We start from the raw sequence: 20,151 nt of genomic DNA on the forward strand, positions 1-20,151 counted from the left end.
AGCCAGGCCTGCGCGGCGCCCCAGCGGATGTCCAGGTCACTCGCGAACGGGCCTTTCAGGCAGGCCTCGTAGTTGGTCGCAGATTCCTCGGCTTGGCCGGCGTCCAGCAACGCTGCAGCCAAGCGCATCTGGTTCTGCGCGGTGGGTGTGTAGTCAAACGCGGCGCGGGCTTCGCGCAGCTCGCGTGTCGGGTCCAGCGCCTTGGCGGCGATGGACACTGCCTTGCGGGCACCGCGCTCGAGCCGCGAGTTCGGCAGGTAGATCGCCACGAAGTAGACGATGCTGCCGAGCAGCGGGAACGAGAACAGGATGATCAGCCAGTACATCTGCTGACCGCTGCGCACGACGTGGATCGCGAAGAAGATCGCGACCAGAATATGAAGACCGAGGCCGACGAACGGCATGTGAAATCCCTCCCCAGATGGTGGCGCGACTGCGGCGCGCTGCAGGGGCCGTATTGTCGGCGCCACGCGGCCGGGGGCAAGCCCGGCCGTCCCCCCAAGTTTGTGGAGGAATCCGTCGACGTCGGACCGGGATCAGCCCGGCGCGGCCGCGGTCTTGAGCCGCAGCGCCGGCTGCTCGCGGACCAGGCGCTGCAAGGCTTCGGGCCAGGGCGCGTCGGCCGACTGGCAATACAGCTGGCCGACACCGGCCGGCGTGATCACGCGGGCCAGCAAGGGGCTGTAGGCCTGGGCCCACTCGGCCTCGTCCAGCCCGCAGGCCGGGTCGATCTGCAGCAGCAGCGTGACGATGCGGTAGCGGCGCTTGCCCGGTGCATCGACATCCTGCTGCAGCCACAACGCCTGCAACACCGCATGATCGTCGGCCAGTGCGCGGCGCAGTGCGCGTGCGCGCCAAGGCTCGGCCTCGACAGCGGCGGCGGCGGTCCAGCCGTGGGTGTCGGCCTGCTGGCGCGCTTCGTTGCGGCGTTGCCGCGCATCGGCCAGCGACTCACGGACCTGCGCGCTCAGCGGCGCTCGGCCGGGCATCGGCTCCAGCAGCCGCAGGCAGGCCGGCGCCTCCAGCCCGGCGCAATGGCGGGCCGAGGCCTGCAGCCACAGCGTGGCCTCGGCAGCGTCGTGCCCTTGCCAGGCCACGCCGCGCCAGTAGGCCTGCAGCGGGGGTACGGCGTCTGGGGTGGCGGCGTTGTCAGACGGCGGGGGCAGCACATGGCCCAGCGCGTGGGCGCATTCCAGACGGTGATCCGTCTCGGTGGCGTTGGGCTGATTCCATTCGGCGGTACAGGCTTCGCGCCAGCAGGCCTCGGCGCGCCAGGCGCGGGCGTTGGCGGCCTGCCAGCGCTGCCGTTCGCTGCGCAACCGGCGGGCCCAGGCCTCGGTGCTCCACCAGCGGGGGCCGGCCGCGGCGTGGGCCGGCACCGCAGGCAATGCTGCGGGCGCGTCCCAACCCAGGGCCTGCAGCCTCGCGGCGGCCGATGGGTGCGACCGGCTGGCGTGGGTGTGGCGGGCGGCGTCGGCCTGCAGCGCCTGGGCCAGCTCGGTGGCTTCGATGGCCGCCCCCAAGCCCGGCGCGGCGCRGCGCCACGGGGCTTCCGGCAACGGGCCGTCACCAAAGGTCGGGGTTGGTTTCGACGAGGCGACCGCGAGCCGCAGCAGTGCCTCGCCCAGCGCCTGGGCCGAGGTGACCTGGGCTGCCCAGGCGTCGGCTTCGTACTCGGCCCGGGCCGCGGCGTTGGCAGTCGGTCGGTCGAGCAAGGGGCCGAACCAGCGTGCACCGCCGGGGTTGGCGCGCCAGCCACCTGGGTCCAGCTCGGGACGTCGCCAGAGGTGTCGCCAGGCCTGTTGCAGCCAGCACAGCCAGTAGCCGAACCAGCCGAAATGGCGCGAGAAGTGGACCATCTCGTGCGCGACCACCGCCTGCATCTGCGCTGCCGACAGGCCGGCCAGCAAAGGCAGCCCCAGCGCCAGCGTGCGGTGGCGCCGCCACGGACGGGTGGGGTGCTGGTGTTCGACCGCGGCCGCGCCGGGCTCGGCGATCAGCACCACGCGCTCCAGCCGCGGCATGTGCAGCTGGTCGGCGAGTGTGTCGAGCACCTGCCACAGGGCTGGTGCCTCTTCTCGACCAACTTCCTGACCGACGCTCAGCGTGTGCTTGTCCATCGCGTCCCGATCCGCATTGACAGGGCCAGGACATGCAGATGTGAAATTGCCGGGCGGCCCGGTGCAGGCATCCTCGAACGGGCGCCGAAGTCCCTGAGCGGCATGAGTTTGTCCCCTCTTTTTGTTCGCGGGCACGCAGCGCGGTGACGCCCTGACCCGGTGGCAAGTATCGGCATGATTGTTCACCGCCGCACGCACCGCGCAGACCCCCAGTTCCCCGGGGTGGGATGTCAGGGCTGTGTCAGCGCGCGGGCGCCTGCGCAACCCGCCGCAAGGGCCGGTTCAGCCCTGATTGGCCAACGCGTACAGGCGCCCGTCGGTGCCGCCGACATAAATGACGCCGTCGACCACCAGCGGCGTCGACAGGAATGAGCCGAGGCCGAACTGGCGCGCCGTGCCGATCGCCATCGCATCGTGCCAGCTGGTCGGGAACAGCATGGCCGCGTTGAGCTTGCGCTGGCTGGTCAGCGCCCAGCCGAGGTTCGCCTGTGAGCCCTCGGTCTGAAAGTCCCACAGCAGCTCGCCGCTGGCCAGGTCGCGGGCCTGCAGGCTGCCGTTGAGCGCGCCTTGCAGCAGCACATCACCGGCCAGGCTGGGTGACGCGAACAGGTAAGCCGGCGCCTGCTGCTGCCACACCGGCTGGCCGGTGGCCGCATCCACCGCATGCACGAGGCTGGTGTCGGAGGTCGCGAAATAGACCCGGCCCGCATGAACCGCCGGCGACGTGATGACCCAGCTCGCGCCGGTCGGGAAGCGCCATTTCTCTTGCCCGCTGCGGGCATCGAAGGCGTAGAGGTTGGCGTCGCGGCTGCCGGTGTAGACCATGCCATTGGCCACCGCGGGTGAGGACTGGAAGCCCTGCTGGTTGGCCATCAGCGTGTCGACGCCGCCCTGGGCGTGCCACAGCTCGCGGCCGGTCTTCGCGTCGAGCGCATAGAACCGGCCGTCCCAGCTGCCGACGAAGACGCGGCCTTCGGCATAGGCCGGCGCCGCGTGCACCACGTCACCGGTCTTGAAGGCCCAGCGTTGCGCGCCGGTGGCGGCGTCGACCGCGTAGACCTGGCCATCGCCGCTGCCGAAGATCACCAGATCCTCAGCCAGCACCGGGCTCGACAGGTAGACGTCGAACGGGTCGGCAAAGGTCTGGGTGCGCGGCTGCATGCCGTGCAGGCCCTTGGCCTCGAAGCGGCGTTCGCCCTGGGTCGCGAACTTCCACTGCACGGCGCCGGTGGCGGCGTCGAGCGCGTGCAGGCGGCCGTCGTAGCTGACCACGTAGACGCGGCCGCCGCCGACCGCCGGGCTCGACGCGACCGGCCCGCCGGTGCGGTGCATCCAGCGCTGGCGGCCGGTGGTCGCGTCGATCGCATACAGCTGGCCATCGTCGCTGCCGACATAGACGATGCCGTTGGCGTAGCTGGGCGACGAGGTGATGCGGTCGCCGGTCGGAAACGTCCATTTGATTCGCGGCAGCGTGCGTGGCGCGGCACTTGTCTGCACCCCTGTGTGGGCAGCATCCCCGCGGAAGCTGGCCTGCGCCACAGCCGGACCGCAAGCGATGGTCAAGCCCGCAGCGAGCAGCGCCACCAGCGCGACCGCCAGCACCGTGGTGGCCGACGATGGGCGATGCAGATGAACGGCGGCGCGCATCATGAACCGCTCCCGCTGCGAGCGCTGGTCGCGTCGCGCTGCAGCTTCAGCGGCACCTCGAACGGGCCCTGGAAGAAGCTGCCCTCGAAGGCGCCGGTTGTCGCGTCCCACCGCCCTTCGAGCTTGATGCCAGCGGCGCTGGCCTCCAGCGTGACGAAGCGTTCGCTGGCGTTGACGCGGTCGATCACCAGCTGCGAGCGGCGCTTGCCGACGATCAACAGCTCGCCGGCGTTGGCGCTCGGGCTGGTGGTGGTCTGCAGCGTCAGCGTCACGTCACGGGGGTAGCCGCTTAACTCGTAACGTCCTCGCCACGTGCCGGCCAGTGCCGCGGGCAGCGCGGTGCGGGCCGGTGGTGCATCGACCTGCGCGTCGCCGCTGCGGCGCAAGGCCAGTGCAGCCGCGTGACCACCTTGGCGAAGCTCTCCTTCGAGCCGACCGTCGGGCAGCATGCGCACCGCCAGCTGGGTGGGCAACTCGCTTGGTGGGCCGCCGAACGCGCTGGCCGCATCGGCCTGCACGCTGCCGTCGGCGCCGACCGTCAGTGCGTCCAGCGGCGCCCCTTTGACACCGCGGCCCGGCAGCGTCAATGAACCGGCCCACTCGCCCGCCGGGCTGGGGGCGAGGTCCAGCACGATCCGCTGCGGCGCGYCGGGGATGCGTGCTTCGCCTTCCCAGCGACCGGACGGCGTGGCGGCTGCGGCTGGACTGCCGAGCGACGCGATCAGCAACGACAAGGCGATCCAGGGCGCAACGGGGTTGAGCGACATCGACGGCCTCCTGCGGCGGGCACCCCTCGATACGATGAGGGCATGGCGCGCAGCGTAGGCAAGCCAGCATGCGGCGTCCGTGCCGATGCGACGAAGCCGGCAAGCCTCGGTGCGAAGACGGCCCGCTGGCGGGCGAATCCGCCCAGCGGCGCTTCAGCGCTTCAGTGCGATGGAGGCGTTCAAAGCGCGCGGCGCATCAGCCATTGGTGCAGCGGTTGCCGCTCGAAGCCGACACGCTGCAACGCGTCACCGCCCAGGTCAGGCCGCTGCAGCGCCGGTACTCGCAGCGTGTGGCCCGGGTACTGCGCGACCAACGCCTGCGCCAACGCTTGCGCATCCGTCTGGGCTGGGTCCGGGTCGACCAGGCTGTTGATGGCCACCACCCGCAGCGCCGGCTGTTCGCTGAACACCAGCTGGGCTTCACCGTGGCGCCAGGCCTGCAGCGGTGCGTCGGCAGGCGCCGCGGGTGCTGCGGCGACCCGCAGCACCCGCGGCGTCACCTGCAGCGGCAAATCGGCGATGCGCGCGTCGACCGCGTCGAGCCACTGCCAGGCGTCGTCCAGCGTCACCGGCCGCAGTGAGGGGGCCGCGGCCGCGGCGGGGCCTGGCGCGTGCTCGTAACCGCGCAGCGGGTGGGCGATCTCGAAGCCACGGCCTTGGTACAGGCGCAGCGCCCTTTCATTGGCGGCAAAGACCTCCAGCTCCAAGGTGCCGACATTGGCTTCACGGGCGCGGGCGATGAAATCGTCCAGCAGTGCCGGTGCTGCACCGGTGCCGCGTGCCGCGGGCAGTGCCCCCATCGTGCCCAGCCGCCAGCGGCCGCGCTCCCACCGGGGCGCGACGAGCGCAAACGCCACCAGCACACCGTCGACCACCGCCGCGCGGCTGAGCGCCAGGTCGATGCCCTGGCGGGCCAGAAAACCCGGCCACTGGGCCAGCGTCAGGTTGAACGGGCCGATCAGGTAGTCGGCAAACGCCGCGGTGAAGGCAGCGTGCCAGTCGGCGGGCGCCAGTTCGGTCGCGGGAACGAGGGTGAGCGCAGTGGTGTCGTTAGGCATATGTGGAGAGTGTCAGCGTGCACCGTCGTCTGCCAACACACGCTGGTAGACCATCAGGTCGGTTTCGGAGAAGCAGCAGAACAGCACCTCGGCGATGTCCGCGAAAGAAGGCTCGGCCAGGCTGCTGCGCACGGTGGCCACGGCGACGCGCGCCGCCTGCTCCAGCGGATAGCCGTAGATGCCGGTGCTGATGCAGGGGAAAGCGATGCTGCGTGCACCCTTCGCCGCTGCCTGCAGAAGCGAGTGGCGGTAACAGGCAGCCAGCAACTCCGGCTCGCCCTGCAAGCCACCGCGCCAGACCGGCCCGACGGTGTGCACGACCCAGCGCGCGGGCAACCGGAAGCCCGGCGTCAGCTTGGCCTCGCCGGTCTTGCAGCCGCCCAGCAGCCGGCAGGCGGCGACCAGCTCCGGCCCGGCCGCGCGGTGGATCGCGCCATCGACCCCGCCACCACCGAGCAGCGAGCTGTTGGCGGCGTTGACGATGGCGTCGACGTCGAGTTGGGTGATGTCGGCGCGCAGAGCGGTCAGCGTGGCAGTCATGCGGCAAGTATCCCGCTGTCGGCCCGAGCCTGGCCACCGAGGGCGCTGGCCGAAACAGGCTCAATGGTGATGCCCGACGGGCTGATGGCCGATCGCGACGGCGAACTCGTCATGACAACTTCAAACGCGTTTTGGTTTGGTTCCAAGGTCTTGCTTATGCGCTGACCAACGCTAGCGCGCGACATGAACGGCACGCGCTGCCGCGCGAGCGGAATTGCTCAACATTCCCACACCACTTCGTGCTTTCGGTGGCCAGCGGTCTGCCGAAACTTTGACTGCTGCCATCTGCCATGCGCAGACCTGTCCACTCCAACAAACGAGCACGCTGTCATGTCATTTCTCGCCAACCTGAAAATCGGTTCCCGCCTCGGCCTGGGCTTCACGGTCACCATCGCGGTGACCGTGGCCATGGCCTTGTTTGCCCGCTATGAGTTCGCCGGCATCAATGCGCAGGTCAAGAGCCTGACCGACGAGCGCATCGCCACGGTCGTCCTGCTGGCCGACATCAAGGACAACCTCAATGTGGTCGCGCGCGGGGCGCGCAACATCATCCTGATCTCGGATGAGGCCGGCAAGAAGGCCGAGAAGCAGCGCATCGACGAGAGCCGCAAGACCATCGACACGCTGTTCACCCAGCTCGACGCCTCGATCACAACCCCCGAGGGCGAAAGCCTGCTGAAGGCGGTCAACGCAGCGGCCGGCCCTTATGCCAGCGCGATGGACAAGGCCATCGGCCTGGGCTTGGCGGGCGACGACCCTTCGGCGATCTCCGCGCTGCTGAAAGAGGTGCGGCCGGTGCAGGGTGCGTACTTCAAGGCGGTCGACGCGCTGGTCAAGCAGCAGCAGGCCGACATGCACGCAACGGCCCAGGCGATCGACCATGCGACCTCGGTCGACAGCCTGTGGCTGCTCGCCCTGGCCGCGCTGGGCGCCGCTGTCGGCGTGGCTGTGGGCTGGGCCGTGACGCGCTCGATCGTCCGCCCGATCGGCGAGGCGGTGGCGGTGGCGCGCACCGTGGCGGCCGGTGACCTGGGCTCACGCATTGCGGCCCAGGGCGACGACGAGGTGGCCGAGCTGATGCGGGCGATGAAGACGATGAACGACGGCCTGGCCGATGTGGTGTCGCAGGTGCGCCAGAGCAGCGACAGCATCGCGACGGGTTCGAGCCAGATCGCGACCGGCAATGCTGACCTGAGCCAGCGCACTGAAGAGCAGGCCAGCAACCTGCAGCAGACCGCGGCGTCGATGGAGCAACTGGCCGGCACCGTGCGCACCAGTGCCGAAACGGCGCGCGAAGCCAACGAACTGGCCGATGCGACGGTGCAGGCCGCGCGCCACGGCGGCGAGGCGGTGGCGCGGGTCGTCTCGACGATGCAGGAGATCGCCGACTCGTCCAAGCGCATCGGCGACATCATCGGCGTGATCGACGGCATCGCCTTCCAGACCAACATCCTTGCGCTGAACGCGGCTGTCGAAGCGGCCCGCGCCGGCGAGCAAGGCCGCGGCTTCGCGGTGGTGGCCAGCGAGGTCCGTTCACTCGCCCAGCGCTCGGCCAATGCGGCCAAGGAGATCAAGACCCTGATCGGCAGAAGCGTCGAACGGGTCGACACCGGTGCGCGCCAGGTCGACGCCGCTGGCGACGCGATGAACAGCATCGTGTCGCAGGTCGAGCGCGTGGGCACGCTGATCCGCGAGATCTCGCACAGCGCGGCCGAGCAAAGCACCGGCATCGGCCAGGTCGGCCACGCCGTGGCCCAGCTCGATCAGGTGACGCAGCAGAACGCGTCGCTGGTCGAAGAAAGTGCTGCGGCTTCCGAGAGCCTGCGCGAACAGGCGGCCCGGCTGGCCGAGATCGTGCGGCAGTTCAAGCTCAAGGCTGAGATCTCCGCGCGCTGACACTGACGGCGCCGCGGCCGCCGCGGCGTCGACTCAGGACAGCAGCCGCACCAGCGCCTCGGGGTGCAGCGCCCAGCCGGTCAGCCCGGCCAGGCCCATCAGCACGCCAAAGCCGGTGGGCACCAGCGCGACCCAGTACAGCGCCCACAGCTGTGTCAGCGCGGTGACCGCCAGCATCGCGATCGCGATCGCCGCCAGCGCATCGCACAGGTCGAACTGGTCGTCGCGGTAGTTCAGCGCGTCATAGCGGCGCTGATCGTCCTCGGCCTGGGCCTTCAGCGCGTCTTTCTTGCGCGCCTGGTCCACGCCGAGCTGGCGATAGTGCTCGATCGCCTGGTCGTAGGCGGCGGCCTGCGACGCGCTCGCGGCTGCCGGGCGGGCCAGCTCCAGCTGCACCGTGGTCGCTTCGGCGATCTCCTGCCGCAGGTTGCGCGCCTGGTAGAAGGACCAGTGGTCGAGCTTGTCGGCCTGCGCCTGTTGCATGGCCTGGACCAGGTTGTCGTCCTTGACCTTGCAAATGCCCATGAAGGTGGCCAGCACCGCCACGGTGATGGCGACGGTGGCGTTCAGGCGGGTGCTGCGTTCAGCGGCATCCACCGCTTGTTCCACCAGTTCTTTGGGGTCCGTGTCCATCGGCAGGGCTTCGAAGTGTCGGTTGGTCGGCGCGCATGCTAACGGGCCATGGTGCCGGAATTGTTGCTGCCGCCTCGGCGCGCTGCGCATGGAAACCGAGGATCACCGTGGGGGTCATTCGACGGTGAAGGTTGCTCGCGTGGTTTCGAGCCTGGGCGACCAGGCGTCGCTCGGGTCGCGTTGCAGCAGCGCACAGACCAGCGCGCCGAGGTCGATGTCCATTGCGTCGCGCGCGGCCTGGGCGCCGGCATCGCTGCGCTGGGCGCGGGCCACAAATGCCGTGAACGGCTCCCAGGTCTTGCCCAGCTGCTCGACGATGATCCGCGCCAGGTCGTAGGACAGCTTGTTGCCGTCGTCCGGCCGCCGGAACGAGGTGCCGGTCCAGAACTGCTGGATCTCGGTCTCACCCCAGAAGTCCTGGTGCAGGCGGTGCATCTGTTGGGGGGTCAGCTCGGAGCGGCGCATGCCCGTCAAACGGTGCTCGGTATTGACGGCGATGCCTTCGTCGAGCCACAGCGGCAGCTTCAGGTGCGACAGCGCAGCGTGCGTCAGTTCATGCACGATCACCGGCTCGATGTGCGACAGGTCGGCACGGCAGGTCACGAAGTGCGGGCAGCCGGCATCGATGAACATGCCGCCGCTGAAGGCAGACTCGCCTTCGTCCGGGTCGTAGGCTGCCGTGTAGGGGTAGTAGTCGGCCTCGTCGTCAAAGACGACCAGGATGCTCTTGTGGTCGGCACGCGGCGCGGCCAAGGGGCCGAGCAGTTTGTCGATGCGGCTGCTGCTGCGCGCCACGAAGTCGGAGGTGGCCTTGATCACGCCGGGTTCCAGCGTGGACAGCACGAAGGCGTCGTCGGTCTCGTGCAGCGTCGCGTAGGGCCCGATCGCGTCGCGCAAGTGCATCAGCCAGGCCCGGTGGCAGTCGGCCCGGGCGCGCTGGCGTTGCTCTTCGTCGCTGATCGTGGCCAACCAATCGTTGACCACACCCCAGTCGAAGACCGGCCAGCCGTTGGCGTTGCGCAAGCAGGTGTCCAGTGCCAGCACGGGTTGCCCCGCGGCGGAGACGACAGCCGGTGCGGGCGGGGCCTCGGGCGGCGGCGGCATTTCGGAATCGATCAGCGGGGCTCGGTCTCGCAGGTGGTTGCGGGCCATGAACGCGCCCATCAACGGCACGATCCAGATGGTGGCCACGAACAGGCCTTTGTGGTCGAGCGTCGGGCCGGCGTCCAGGACGCGCTGCGTCATCCAGATATTGACGCCGACCAGCACGAACAAGAAAACGAGAAACACCATCGTGATGCTCGAAGAAAAAACGAAGAGCCAGGATTGTCGGCGGCGCCTACGACCCGGCGTTGATGCCGAGCGTGAACGCCTCCTCGAACACCGAGTAGGCCGACAGGTCGGCATGCGCAAAACGCAGCCGACCGGTGGTTTGTCGCAGTGCGGTGAGCGCGGGGTCGCTGCGCGCGCCGGGCACCGGGATGCGCATGCCGTGGCCATAGCGCATCAGGTCGGCTTGGCTCACGCGGCGCGGCAGGTCGGGGTGCAGCGTTCGCGCCAGGTCGGCGATCACGCGCTGGACCCAGGTGCTGGCGCTGTCGTTCAGCAGCGCGCCGCGTTGGCTTTCGGGCAGCGCGTGGTAGACGGTCAGCACTGTCGCGCCGCGCACCGGGTTCAACGACTGGTGGCTGGCGTCGACATAACCCAGCGCAGTGGTGGACCCGGCCGGGGCGTAGGCCAGGTTGTCCCAGCTCGGTGGTGTGCCGGGGCGGTCGAGCAGCGGCGCATCCAGCTGCAGGTTGCTGACCAGCCAGGGGGCATAACGGGAACGTGACGCGGACTCAGTCAACGCCGATGGCGGGTTGGCCACCACCCGCGCAGCGATGAACAGCGGCAGCGCGACGATGGCGCGCGGGGTGGTCCAGGCTTCGGCTTGCTTCTGAGCCTCGTTCCACACCAGCACGCTGACCTCGTGGCGGCCCTCTTCGACCCGCAGCACGGTGCGGCCGGTGTGGATGCGCTCGGCGTTCGGCGTGGCCAGCCGACGCATCAGCCAGGCGTTGCCTTCGGGCCAGGTGAACAGACCGYCGTCACCCGCCGGCTCGTCGTCGCCAGGCGCACGAAAGCCGTGCCGGCTGGCGAAGTAGTGGATGCCGGCCCAGGCCGACACCGTGCCGAGGCCGGCGCCATAGTCGTCGCGGCAGGCGTAGTCCAGGTAGGCCAGCAGCCGCTCGTCTTGCAAGCCCTCGGCCTGCAGCCAGGCGGCAAAGGTCTGGGCATCGAGCGCGGCGTGCCCTGCGGTCCACGGCGCCCGTTGCGTCGGCAGCGCGAAGCCGAGTTCACGCTGCAGCGTGGCGACGCGGGCGCTGAAACGGCGGTACTGCGCGAGCGTGTTGGGGTGCCCTTCCGCGCTGGCGAGCAGGCCGTCTTGCCAGGCGCCGTCGATGAACAGGCGCTCCTGCGGGCTGTGGCACAGATGCCGCTCGTCTGGCACGCTGACATGTCGAACCGGGTCCAGCCGCAGCAGGCCGATCTCGTGCAGCCAGTCGCTGACCTCGCGCGCCTCGGGGCCCGGCACCGGCAGGTAGTGCGCACCGAGCGGGCAACTGAAGCTCCCCATCGTATGGCCGCGGCTGTTACCGCCGGCGTCGTCTTCCAGCTCCAGCAACTGGGCGTCGACCACGCCGGCCTTCACCAGCGCACGCAGCGCCGACAACCCAGCGATGCCGCCGCCCAGCACGAGCGCGCCGGCGCGGTGCTGGCTCACCGGCGTGGGCAGGCTGCCGGACTTGGCCGTCAGTTCACGCAGGTGGTGGCCGCGTTCATGGCCGGCACCGACCCAGCGCGCCGGGATGTCGGCCAGGGCACGCTCGCGTTGGCAGCCCACCAGCCAGGCGGTGGGTGCCGCGCCGGCCGCTCGCAGCACCRCACGGCGCCGAGGTCCGGTGGGCGTCACAGGTGCACCTTGCCCCATTCCTCTTCGAAGGTGTGCACGAGCACCTGGTTGGACAGGCGGTTCGGCTCGGCCGGCACGCGCGCCATGTCGGGCGGAAAGTCCAGCAGCGCGTCCAGCCCCGGCAGCGTCAGAAAGCGCAGGCCGGCGGGCAGCGCGGCCGGTCGGTGCCAAGGGCGGCGGCTGGCGATGATGAAGCCCCATTCGCCGAAGCTCGGCACATGGGCGTGGTACGGCATGGTCTGCAGGCCGACCGCCTCGACAGTCGCCGCAACTGTCCAGAAACTTTTGCGCGCGATCAGCGGCGAGGTGGTCTGGATCACCGCGTAGCCGCTCGCTGACAGGTGCTGGTCGATCAGCGCATAGAAGCTGGTCGTGTAGAGCTTGCCGATTGCGAAGTTGCTGGGGTCGGGAAAGTCGATGACGATGACGTCGAACATCTCGTCGGGGTGCTGCTCGAGCCAGCCGAAGGCGTCGGCATTGACGACCTTCACCTTCGGGTTCGTCAGCGACTGCTGGTTCAGCGCGGTCAGCAACGGCTGTTGGCTGAACAGCGTGGTCATGCGCGGGTCCAGCTCGACCAGCGTCACCTGCTCGACGCTCGGGTACTTCAGCGCCTCGCGCACCGCCATGCCGTCGCCACCGCCCAGCACCAGCACGCGCTTGGGCGCGCCATGCGCAGCCATCGCCGGGTGCACCAGGGCCTCGTGGTAGCGGTACTCGTCTTTCGAATGGAACTGCAGGTTGCCGTTGAGGAACAGCCGCACGCCGCCCGAGCCGCGGCTGACGACGATGCGCTGGTAGGCGCTGGTCTCGCGGAACAGCACCGCCTCGCCATAGAAGCGCTCCTCGGCCCAGGTCGTCAGTCGTTCGGACTGGGTGAACGCGCCGGCTAGCACCAGCACCACCGCCACGCAAGCGAACGCGTGGCTGCGAAAACGCGGCAGCTCGCTGCGGAACATCCACAGCGCCCACGCCGCGACCGCCGCGTTCAACAGGCCGAAGAACAACCCCGTGCGCACGAGACCGAGGTGCGGCACCAGCAGCAGCGGAAAGGCCACTGCAACCACCAGCGCACCGAGGTAGTCGAAGGTCAGCACCTGCGCGACCAGGTCCTTCAGCCCGTAGCGCTGGCTGAACTGACGCTTCAGGATCCGCATCACCAGCGGGATTTCCAGCCCGACCAGCGTGCCGACCAGCCCGACGCCGCCGTACATCAGCACGCGGAACGGCCCCATGTTGGCCGCCGGCAGGCTGGCATGCGCGGCGAACAGCCCCGCCGGCATCAGGCCGCCCGCCAGGCCAACCAGCAGCTCGATGCGCAGGAACTGCGCGACCAGCTGGCGCTCGATGAAGCGCGACAACCATGAGCCCAGGCCCATTGCCGCCAGGTAGCAGCCGATGACTGTCGAGAACTGCAGCACCGAGTCGCCGAGCAGGTAGCTGGCCAGCGCACCCGCCGCCAGCTCGTAGACCAGCCCACAGGCGGCGATGACGAACACCGAAGCCAGCAGCAGCGTTTCGGCCGGCGCTACCCGTGCTGGCGCAGGGGACGATTCAATCGAGGGGGTTGGCATGCGGCGGTTCGAGGGTTAGCGTCGGCCCATGGCGCAGCGGCTCAGCCACTCCCCCGCGGCGGAACATCCGTGGGCTCGACTGCACGGCGCGCTGTTCCGCTGGCGGCTGCAGCATGCGCACGCCCGTGTCGCGCAACGACGCGCCCAACTGGCGCATTGGCTCGACGGTGTCGACGCCGCCACCTTCGAACRCAACGGCTTCCTGGTCAAGCGCCATGTGCTGCCTGACGAGCAGTTCGAGGCCTTGTGCCAGCAGGTGCTGCACCAGCGCGCGCCGGCCCACGAGATGCTGCAGGGCGACACCGTGACACGCCACATCGCGATCGGGCCAGCCCTTCTGCGGGCCGCACCGGCGTTGGCTGCACTGCTGCAGGGGCGCCTGTGGAACGGGCTGACGCGTTACGTCGCGGCGGCCGACCATGCGCCCGAAGCCTATGTGCAGACGATGGTCACCCACACCCGCCCGATGGCGCGCGATCCGCAGACCATGCTGCATGCCGACAGCCACCGGCCGTTGATGAAGGCCTGGTTCTTTCTGAACGACGTCGGCGACGACGAGGCGCCGCTTTGCTACGTGCCGGGCTCGCACCGCTTGACGCCCGCGCGGCTGGACTGGGAATCGCAGCACGCCGAAGAGGCGGCCGAGCGCGGCCGGCCCGCGGCGTCCAACGGGCTGTACCGGGTCGACAAGAACGAGCTGGGTTCGATGGGCCTGGGTCACCCCACCCGGCTGGTGGTGCCGGCCAACACCTTGATCGTGGCCGATACCTTCGGCTTTCACAAACGCGCGCAGGCCAAGCGGCCGACGATGCGGGTCGAGCTGTGGGCCGGCGGCCACAAGCACCAGGGCGCGCCGGCCGGGCCGCTGACCCACCTGGCGCAGCGCCTGGGGAGCCACTTCAACGGATGGTCTCTCCATGCCGACCCGTGGCATGCCCGCGGGTCGATGCCGCCCGACGTGCTGCCGCACTGGCGGCCGCAGGACGCGGCCTGCGACGACGCGCGCCACGGCGCTTACTGAACGCACCCCCAGGTCCGAGCACGCTCGGCCCGCCCCCCGCGGGGGACTGAGAAACTCGGGAACGGCCCTTCGTTTCTCAGGACACGACGAGCCACGCACCCGTCAGCCGTGAATCGCCGCGGCCACGATCAAGCCGATCGCGATCGCGGTCGAGCCGACGACGATCGCCAGCGCGGTGTTCTTCTTCTCGCAGATCTCGCCCCACAAGTCGTAGGGCGTGATCTTGTCGACGATGACGAAGCAGATCCAGAAGATCGCCACGCCCAGCAGGGCGAACAGCAACGAGCCGAAAAACACCTCGGGCTTCAGCCACTCGATTCCCATCATGTTGATTCCTTTCCTTCACGCATGTGAATGACGTCTGCCGCGAGACTCCCGATTAGGCGCGCGCAGCGCCGCCGCCCATCAAGTGGCGTGCGCGGATCCGGCTTGGCCGGTCCGCTGCGCGAGCCCCCTCGGGGGGCAGCCCCCGGAAGGGGGCGTGGGGGTTTCATTTATGTCCACCACCACCGCTGGAAAAGCCGCCGAAAGAGCCGCCGCCAGAGCGGAACCCGCCCGACGAGCGCTGGTTGCGCAGGCATTGCTGGTACTCGGCGCTGGCCTCGCCGAAGGTCGACTTGGTGTCGTCGCAGTCGTCGTCGCTGCAGCGCGACATCATCACCACCACCGCGATGACGACGATCAGGATGATCACGCCCTGGCTCAGGCCACTGCCGCCGCTGGTCGACTTGGTCAGACCCGACAGCGGGCTGCTGTCGCGTGACAGTGCGGCGCGGTCTTCGGGGCCGATGCGAAAGGCGGTGGCGACTGCCGATGCGTCGATCGCCTGGCCCAGCGACCACACCACCTCGGTCGGCCAGCGGCCTTCGGCGTCGGGTTTACCGGCCGCTTGCGAGGTCTCTTCGCGCGACATCTTGCCGCCGCGTGGGCCGTCGTAGTCGGTGACGTCGGCTTCCTCGTCGCGCCGCACACGCCAGTAGAACTCGCCCTGGACCCAGGTGACCTTGGCGCGGTAGCGGTAGCGTTGCTTGAAGTACTGGTCTTTCCAGTTCGCGCCGCGCGCGCTGACCTGCGGCACGCCGGTCATCGGCTTGACCCAGCTCCAGCCGTCTTCTGCGTCGACGAGGAAAGCGAAACCCGCCGTGCGGTTGTACAGCAGGTATTCGCGCCAGAAAGTCTGCTCTTCCTCGTCGTCGCCGGGGCTGGGCAGGTCGCAGCGCTCCATGTAGCCGACGACCTGCCAGTCGATCGGCTCGCCGTCGCCGAGCGCCAGCTTGGCCGTGCGGCCGAGCGGGATCTGCGGTGCGAGCCCACCCGGGCCGGAGTTGTTTTGCGCGTAGTAGGTCAGGTCGACGCCGACGGCGCCCGCCGTGGTCGACAGGTCGACGACGGCCCGGCACTGTGGGCAGCTCATCGACTGGGTGGTCGACAAGGTCGGCGCCAGCGATGCACCGCAGCTTGGGCACGGCACGGTGCGGCCCTGCAGCGTCTTCTCGCTCGTTTCGCGCAAGCCGCTCAGACTCAAGGTCGACAACGCCACCGACTGGCCGACCGACCAGGTCGGCTCGGTCGGGTGGGTGTAGTCCAGCGTGCCGACTTCGCCGACGGTGTTGCGCAGGTCGACGACCGTGAACTCGCCCTGCAGCAGCGGCGGCCGCGGCAGCTCGCCCTCGGCAGCCAGCAGCTTCGCCTGCACGACCGACGCAACGCTCCACGCGTTGGGGCCGATCAGCCGGCGCTGGCCGGCGTGCATTTCCTGCGGCGTCGGCAGGTCGGGCGGCGCCGGCTGGTCGAAGGCCAGCACGTAGGCGCCGTTGTCCTCACTCAGCCAACCAGACTTCGGCACGCCATCGGCGCCCGCGGCGTCGAACAGCACATGCCATTCGTTCCAGGTGCCGTCGGCATAGGCGTACTGCAGGCGCCCGACGACCGTGAACGACACGCCCTGGTGCTTGCCGCGCACACCGAGCTGCAACGGCGAATGGTCATCGAACAGCTCGGCACTGACGCCGATGCGGCGCAGCGTGTCGCCATCGCGCAGCACGGTCGAGCGGCAGAAGCTGCAGACCGCACTGGCCGACGCGGCCGAGGCGAACTCGACCGGCGCGCCGCAGCCCGGGCACGCGGCTCGCCAGGCCCGCTGCGCACGTGGCGGCGGGCCGGATGATGGAGGTTCAGTCGCCAAGATTCAGCGGCAGCGGGCGGCTGATCGTCAGACCAGCTTTTTCAGCAGCTCGGCCTTCTTGGTATTGAACTCTTCCTCGGTCAGGATGCCCTTGCCCTTCAGGTCGGCGAGCTTTTCGATCGTGGCCATCACCTCGTCGGGGCGGATGGCCGCTGGCGCCGCGGCTGCCCCCGGCGGCGGCATCTGCGCCCCGCCACTGTTCAGGCCCTGGCTGATCTGGTTGGCCAGCATCTGGCCCATCGCGACGCCGGCGCCCAGGCCCATCGCGTCGCCGGCAATGCCGCCACCACCCTGGCCCACGCCTTGGGCCATCGTCGGCAGCGCCTGCGCGGCCTGGTACTGCATGAACTGGCCCATGTTGTTGCCGACCATGCCCATGCCGATCTTCTGGTCGAGGATCTTCTGCAGCTCTTCAGGCAGCGACACGCTTTGCAGCGTCACGCCTTCGAGCTTCAGGCCCAGCGCCGCGAACGACGGCTCGGTCGCCTCTTTCAGCTGCTTGGCGAACTCGATCTGGTTCGCGGCCAGGTCGAGGAACGGGATGCCGCTGGCCGCGACCGCGTCGCTGATGTGCTGCAGCATCAGGCCACGCAGCTGACCGTCGAGGTCCTCGACGGTGTAGCGGTCGCGTGTGCCCGAGATCTCGTTGTGGAACAGCTTCGGGTCGGCGACGCGGTAGGCGTAGTTGCCGAAGGCGCGCAGGCGCACCGCGCCGAAGTCCTTGTCGCGGATGGTCACCGGCTGCGCGGTGCCCCAGCGCTGGTCGATCTGCTGCCGCGTGCTGAAGAAGTAGACGTCGCTCTTGAACGGGCTCTGGAACAGCTTGTCCCAGTTCTTCAGGTAGGTCAGCACCGGCAGCGTCTGCGTCGTCAGCTTGTACATGCCGGGGCCGAAGACGTCGGCCACGCGGCCTTCGTTGACGAACACCGCCATCTGGCTTTCGCGCACCGTCAGCGAGCCGCCGTACTGGATTTCGTTGCCCGCCATCGGGTAGCGCCAGGCGAGCGTGCCGTCGCCACTCTCGGTCCATTCCAGAATGTCGATGAACTGTTTCTTGATGAARTCCATCAGGCCCATGGCAGCCATCCCCCAAGTGTGGTCGGCACCTGCCGACGCGACGAATAATACGCGCCACTTTGTCGATTGAACGGGCCACGCCATGCCGAACGACACCGCCGCTGTCAACCATCCTCATGAAACCGCTGCGCTGGCGACAGTCCCGTTGCGCCTGGCCGTCATCGGCGCCGGCCCGGTCGGGCTGACGCTGGCGCTGTTCGCCGCGCGGCTGTGGCCTGCCGCGGAGATCACGCTGTTCGACGCCCGCCCGGCCGGGCAAGACGTGTCGAGGGACCCGCGCACGCTGGCGCTGAGCCTGGGCAGCGTGCAACTGCTGCAGCGGCTGGACGTGTGGCCCGCCGATCAAGCCCAGGCCATCACGCAGGTTCACGTGTCGCAGGCCCCGCCGACGCTGACCGGCCTGCCGATCAAGCCCGAGTTGGTCATCAACGCGTTCGACGAGGGCGTTCCGCAACTCGGCGCGGTGCTGCGCTACGGCCAGGTCGTAGCGCCGCTGCAGCGGGCGTGGGAGGTCGAATGTGCGGCCGCACCGGCGCGTTGCCACTTCCGCCTCGGCACGCCGGTGTCGGCGCTGAAGCCCTTGCCGGACAAGCGGGTCGAGATCGACGCCGGCATCGCCGAGGTCTTCGACCTCGCGGTGGTCGCCGAAGGTGGTGTCTTCGCCGACCAGACGCGCAAGAGCCTGACCCACGACTACGAGCAGACGGCGTGGGTCGGCAATGTGCAGCTGGACAACAGCGCCGCGCCCGGCATGGCGTTCGAGCGTTTTACCCGCCATGGCCCGGTGGCGCTGCTGCCGCTCAAAGCCGAGCCCGGCGATGCGCCGACGCGCCGGCGTGCGGCGTTGGTGTGGTGCGTTCCGCGCGACGACGACCCGGTCGCGCCGCTGAACGACCACCAACGCATGAAAGTGCTGGCCACGTTGCTGCCCGAGGCAGCGGGCGTGCTGCGCGAGGTCGGCCCGCTGAAGTCATTCGCACTCGGCCTGAACGCCGAGCGCACGCTGGTCGACGGCCGTCAGGTGCGCATCGGCAATGCCGCGCAGACGCTGCACCCGGTCGCCGGCCAGGGCCTGAACCTGGGCCTGCGCGACGCCTTCACGCTGGTGCAGACGCTGCGTGACGCCAAGAGCGTGGACAGCGCGCTGCGCCGCGTCGAATGGTCACGCGCACCCGACCGCTGGAGCGTGATCGCCGCGACCGATTTCCTCGCCCGCAGCTTCACCTGGCAGCTGCCCGGCATGGCGGCGGTGCGCGGCCTGGGCATCGCGGCTTTGCAGGCGCTGCCGCCGGTGAAATCGGCGCTGGCACGGCAGATGATGTTCGGCCGGCGCTGAAGCCGCGGCGCGCGGCAGATCACCGCGCGTTGACGGGCCGGGCGCAAGCGCCTATGTTGCGCGCTGTGGGCCTGCCGGGCCGACGAGGTGCCGACCCCGCCCACGTCTCACAGGGGGTGGGCCATGAGCCTCTTCCACGAACCGCAGCGGGCTTGGCGGGCACTGGCCTGGATGGGGCTGCTTGCCGCAGCGCCGCTCGGTGGCCAGGCCGCTGAAACGGCGCATGTTCCGCGTGTCGCGGCGGACTACCAGCTGGTGCACAGCTTCGCCGGCGCGGACGGGTTCAAGTCCCAGTCCGCGTTGATCGCGGCGGGAGACGGCCAACTGCTCGGCACCGCGTTCGGCGGCGGCGCGATCGGCCAGGGTGACGGCACGGCCTTTCGCCTCGCGCCAGACGGCCATCTGGCCGTGGTGCACAGCTTCGACGGCCGCCGCGGCGGCGAGGGCCCGGTGGGGCTGACCCGCGCGCAAGACGGCAACTTCTACGGTGTCACGACGCGCGGTGGTCGTTTCTTGCAAGGCACGGCCTACCGAATGACCCCGCAGGGCGAAGTAACGGTGCTGCACTCATTCCACCAGGACGGCCAGGATGGCTCGACACCGCAGGCGCCGCTGCTGCAGGCCAGCGACGGCCACTTCTACGGCACCACCAGCTATGGTGGCCGCCATGGCTGGGGCAGCGTGTTCAGGCTGACGGCGCAAGGGCAGCTGACGGTGCTGCACTCGTTCGACAACGACGGCCACGATGGCCAGGGCCCCGGCCAGGCCGGCCTGATCCAGGCCCGCGACGGTGACCTGTACGGCAGTACGCAAGGCGGTGGTGAGCATGGCCTGGGCACGGTCTTTCGGTTGCGAACCGACGGCAGCTTGTCGATCCTGCATTCGTTCCAGGGGCCGGACGGCCGGGCACCTTCGTCGGCATTGATCGAGGCGCCCGATGGGCAGTTCTACGGCGTCACTGCTGGTGGCGGCGCGTACCGGCGAGGCACCGTCTACCGCCTGGACCGCGACGGCGGGGTCACCGTGCTGCACGCGTTCTCCGGCCGGCACGGCGACGGGGCCGACCCGGCCGGCGACCTGCTGCTGGCACGCGACGGCCAGTTCTACGGCGTCACCCAGCGCGGCGGACGCCACGACGGCGGCATCGTCTACCGCATCGCCGCCGGCGGAACATTCAGCCGCCTGCATTCGTTCAACCCGGCCGCGCCGGACGGCCACATGCCGTGGGCCGGGCTGGTCGAAACAAACGACGGCGAGTTGTACGGCAGCACCTACCAGGGCGGCGCGCACGATGCCGGTGGCATCTTCCGCATCCGCTTGCGCTGAAGCGATCGCGTCAAT

At 69.6% G+C, this 20,151-nt stretch carries 16 protein-coding genes and 1 pseudogene; 4 read left to right on the forward strand and 13 right to left on the reverse strand.

Going from position 1 to position 20,151, the window contains the following annotated elements:
* From AC1DYI_RS03835 to AC1DYI_RS03860, 6 genes and pseudogenes are all read right to left on the reverse strand, one after another.
* Nucleotides 1–404, reverse strand: a pseudogene (locus AC1DYI_RS03835) (hypothetical protein); the annotation flags it as partial.
* A gap of 132 nt (nucleotides 405–536) precedes the next feature.
* Nucleotides 537–2,120, reverse strand: a complete 1,584-nt coding sequence (locus AC1DYI_RS03840) for a M48 family metalloprotease (RefSeq protein WP_477202746.1) — start codon at nucleotides 2,118–2,120, stop codon at nucleotides 537–539.
* 282 nt (nucleotides 2,121–2,402) lie between these two features.
* Complete coding sequence (locus AC1DYI_RS03845) at nucleotides 2,403–3,770, reverse strand: outer membrane protein assembly factor BamB family protein (RefSeq protein ID WP_477202747.1); 1,368 nt, start codon at nucleotides 3,768–3,770, stop codon at nucleotides 2,403–2,405.
* Entirely contained in the window at nucleotides 3,767–4,534 is a 768-nt protein-coding gene (locus AC1DYI_RS03850; protein ID WP_477202748.1) for a hypothetical protein, read from the reverse strand. Before AC1DYI_RS03850 ends, AC1DYI_RS03845 begins: the two co-directional genes overlap by 4 nt.
* A 179-nt stretch (nucleotides 4,535–4,713) precedes the next feature.
* Nucleotides 4,714–5,592 (reverse strand): GNAT family N-acetyltransferase, encoded by an 879-nt coding sequence (locus tag AC1DYI_RS03855; RefSeq protein ID WP_477202749.1) that lies wholly within the window; start codon nucleotides 5,590–5,592, stop codon nucleotides 4,714–4,716.
* A 12-nt stretch (nucleotides 5,593–5,604) separates the two neighbouring features.
* Complete coding sequence (locus tag AC1DYI_RS03860) at nucleotides 5,605–6,132, reverse strand: O-acetyl-ADP-ribose deacetylase (RefSeq protein WP_477202750.1); 528 nt, start codon at nucleotides 6,130–6,132, stop codon at nucleotides 5,605–5,607.
* Between the two features lie 330 nt (nucleotides 6,133–6,462).
* Between AC1DYI_RS03860 and AC1DYI_RS03865 the strand changes: the two genes are divergently transcribed.
* Nucleotides 6,463–8,028, forward strand: a complete 1,566-nt coding sequence (locus tag AC1DYI_RS03865) for a methyl-accepting chemotaxis protein (protein ID WP_477202751.1) — start codon at nucleotides 6,463–6,465, stop codon at nucleotides 8,026–8,028.
* A gap of 33 nt (nucleotides 8,029–8,061) precedes the next feature.
* Here the strand turns inward: AC1DYI_RS03865 and AC1DYI_RS03870 are convergent, their stop codons facing one another.
* The 4 genes from AC1DYI_RS03870 to AC1DYI_RS03885 all read right to left on the reverse strand — a co-directional run bounded on the left by AC1DYI_RS03870 (nucleotide 8,062) and on the right by AC1DYI_RS03885 (nucleotide 13,191).
* Nucleotides 8,062–8,661, reverse strand: a complete 600-nt coding sequence (locus AC1DYI_RS03870; protein ID WP_477202752.1) for a DUF4337 domain-containing protein — start codon at nucleotides 8,659–8,661, stop codon at nucleotides 8,062–8,064.
* Between the two features lie 114 nt (nucleotides 8,662–8,775).
* Nucleotides 8,776–9,954 carry a hypothetical protein gene (locus tag AC1DYI_RS03875; protein ID WP_477202753.1) on the reverse strand — a complete coding sequence of 393 codons (1,179 nt, stop codon included), beginning with the start codon at nucleotides 9,952–9,954 and terminating at the stop codon, nucleotides 8,776–8,778.
* 46 nt (nucleotides 9,955–10,000) lie between these two features.
* A complete protein-coding gene (locus tag AC1DYI_RS03880; protein WP_477202754.1) occupies nucleotides 10,001–11,587 on the reverse strand; it encodes an FAD-dependent oxidoreductase in 1,587 nt (528 codons plus the stop codon).
* A gap of 26 nt (nucleotides 11,588–11,613) precedes the next feature.
* On the reverse strand, nucleotides 11,614–13,191 hold the full coding sequence (locus AC1DYI_RS03885; RefSeq protein ID WP_477202755.1) for a polyamine aminopropyltransferase: 1,578 nt from the start codon (nucleotides 13,189–13,191) through the stop codon (nucleotides 11,614–11,616).
* 28 nt (nucleotides 13,192–13,219) lie between these two features.
* On the opposite strand from AC1DYI_RS03885, the gene AC1DYI_RS03890 reads away from it, so the two are divergent.
* The gene (locus tag AC1DYI_RS03890; protein ID WP_477202756.1) at nucleotides 13,220–14,212 is read left to right on the forward strand and encodes a phytanoyl-CoA dioxygenase family protein; all 993 of its coding nucleotides are present in this window, start codon (nucleotides 13,220–13,222) and stop codon (nucleotides 14,210–14,212) included.
* A gap of 102 nt (nucleotides 14,213–14,314) precedes the next feature.
* Here AC1DYI_RS03890 and AC1DYI_RS03895 read toward each other — a convergent pair whose 3' ends face one another.
* The 3 genes from AC1DYI_RS03895 to AC1DYI_RS03905 all read right to left on the reverse strand — a co-directional run bounded on the left by AC1DYI_RS03895 (nucleotide 14,315) and on the right by AC1DYI_RS03905 (nucleotide 17,474).
* Entirely contained in the window at nucleotides 14,315–14,536 is a 222-nt protein-coding gene (locus AC1DYI_RS03895) for a DUF350 domain-containing protein (RefSeq protein WP_477202775.1), read from the reverse strand.
* A 166-nt stretch (nucleotides 14,537–14,702) separates the two neighbouring features.
* Entirely contained in the window at nucleotides 14,703–16,397 is a 1,695-nt protein-coding gene (locus AC1DYI_RS03900; protein ID WP_477202757.1) for a DUF4178 domain-containing protein, read from the reverse strand.
* Nucleotides 16,398–16,424: 27 nt separating this feature from the next.
* Nucleotides 16,425–17,474 carry an SPFH domain-containing protein gene (locus AC1DYI_RS03905; RefSeq protein ID WP_477202758.1) on the reverse strand — a complete coding sequence of 350 codons (1,050 nt, stop codon included), beginning with the start codon at nucleotides 17,472–17,474 and terminating at the stop codon, nucleotides 16,425–16,427.
* An 82-nt stretch (nucleotides 17,475–17,556) separates the two neighbouring features.
* On the opposite strand from AC1DYI_RS03905, the gene AC1DYI_RS03910 reads away from it, so the two are divergent.
* Both AC1DYI_RS03910 and AC1DYI_RS03915 read left to right on the forward strand, forming a co-directional pair.
* Nucleotides 17,557–18,810 carry an FAD-dependent monooxygenase gene (locus AC1DYI_RS03910; RefSeq protein WP_477202759.1) on the forward strand — a complete coding sequence of 418 codons (1,254 nt, stop codon included), beginning with the start codon at nucleotides 17,557–17,559 and terminating at the stop codon, nucleotides 18,808–18,810.
* Nucleotides 18,811–18,933: 123 nt separating this feature from the next.
* Complete coding sequence (locus AC1DYI_RS03915) at nucleotides 18,934–20,136, forward strand: choice-of-anchor tandem repeat GloVer-containing protein (RefSeq protein ID WP_477202760.1); 1,203 nt, start codon at nucleotides 18,934–18,936, stop codon at nucleotides 20,134–20,136.
* Nucleotides 20,137–20,151 lie beyond the last annotated feature (15 nt).

The sequence above is a fragment of the Ideonella sp. P3_A4 genome (genome assembly GCF_056403075.1).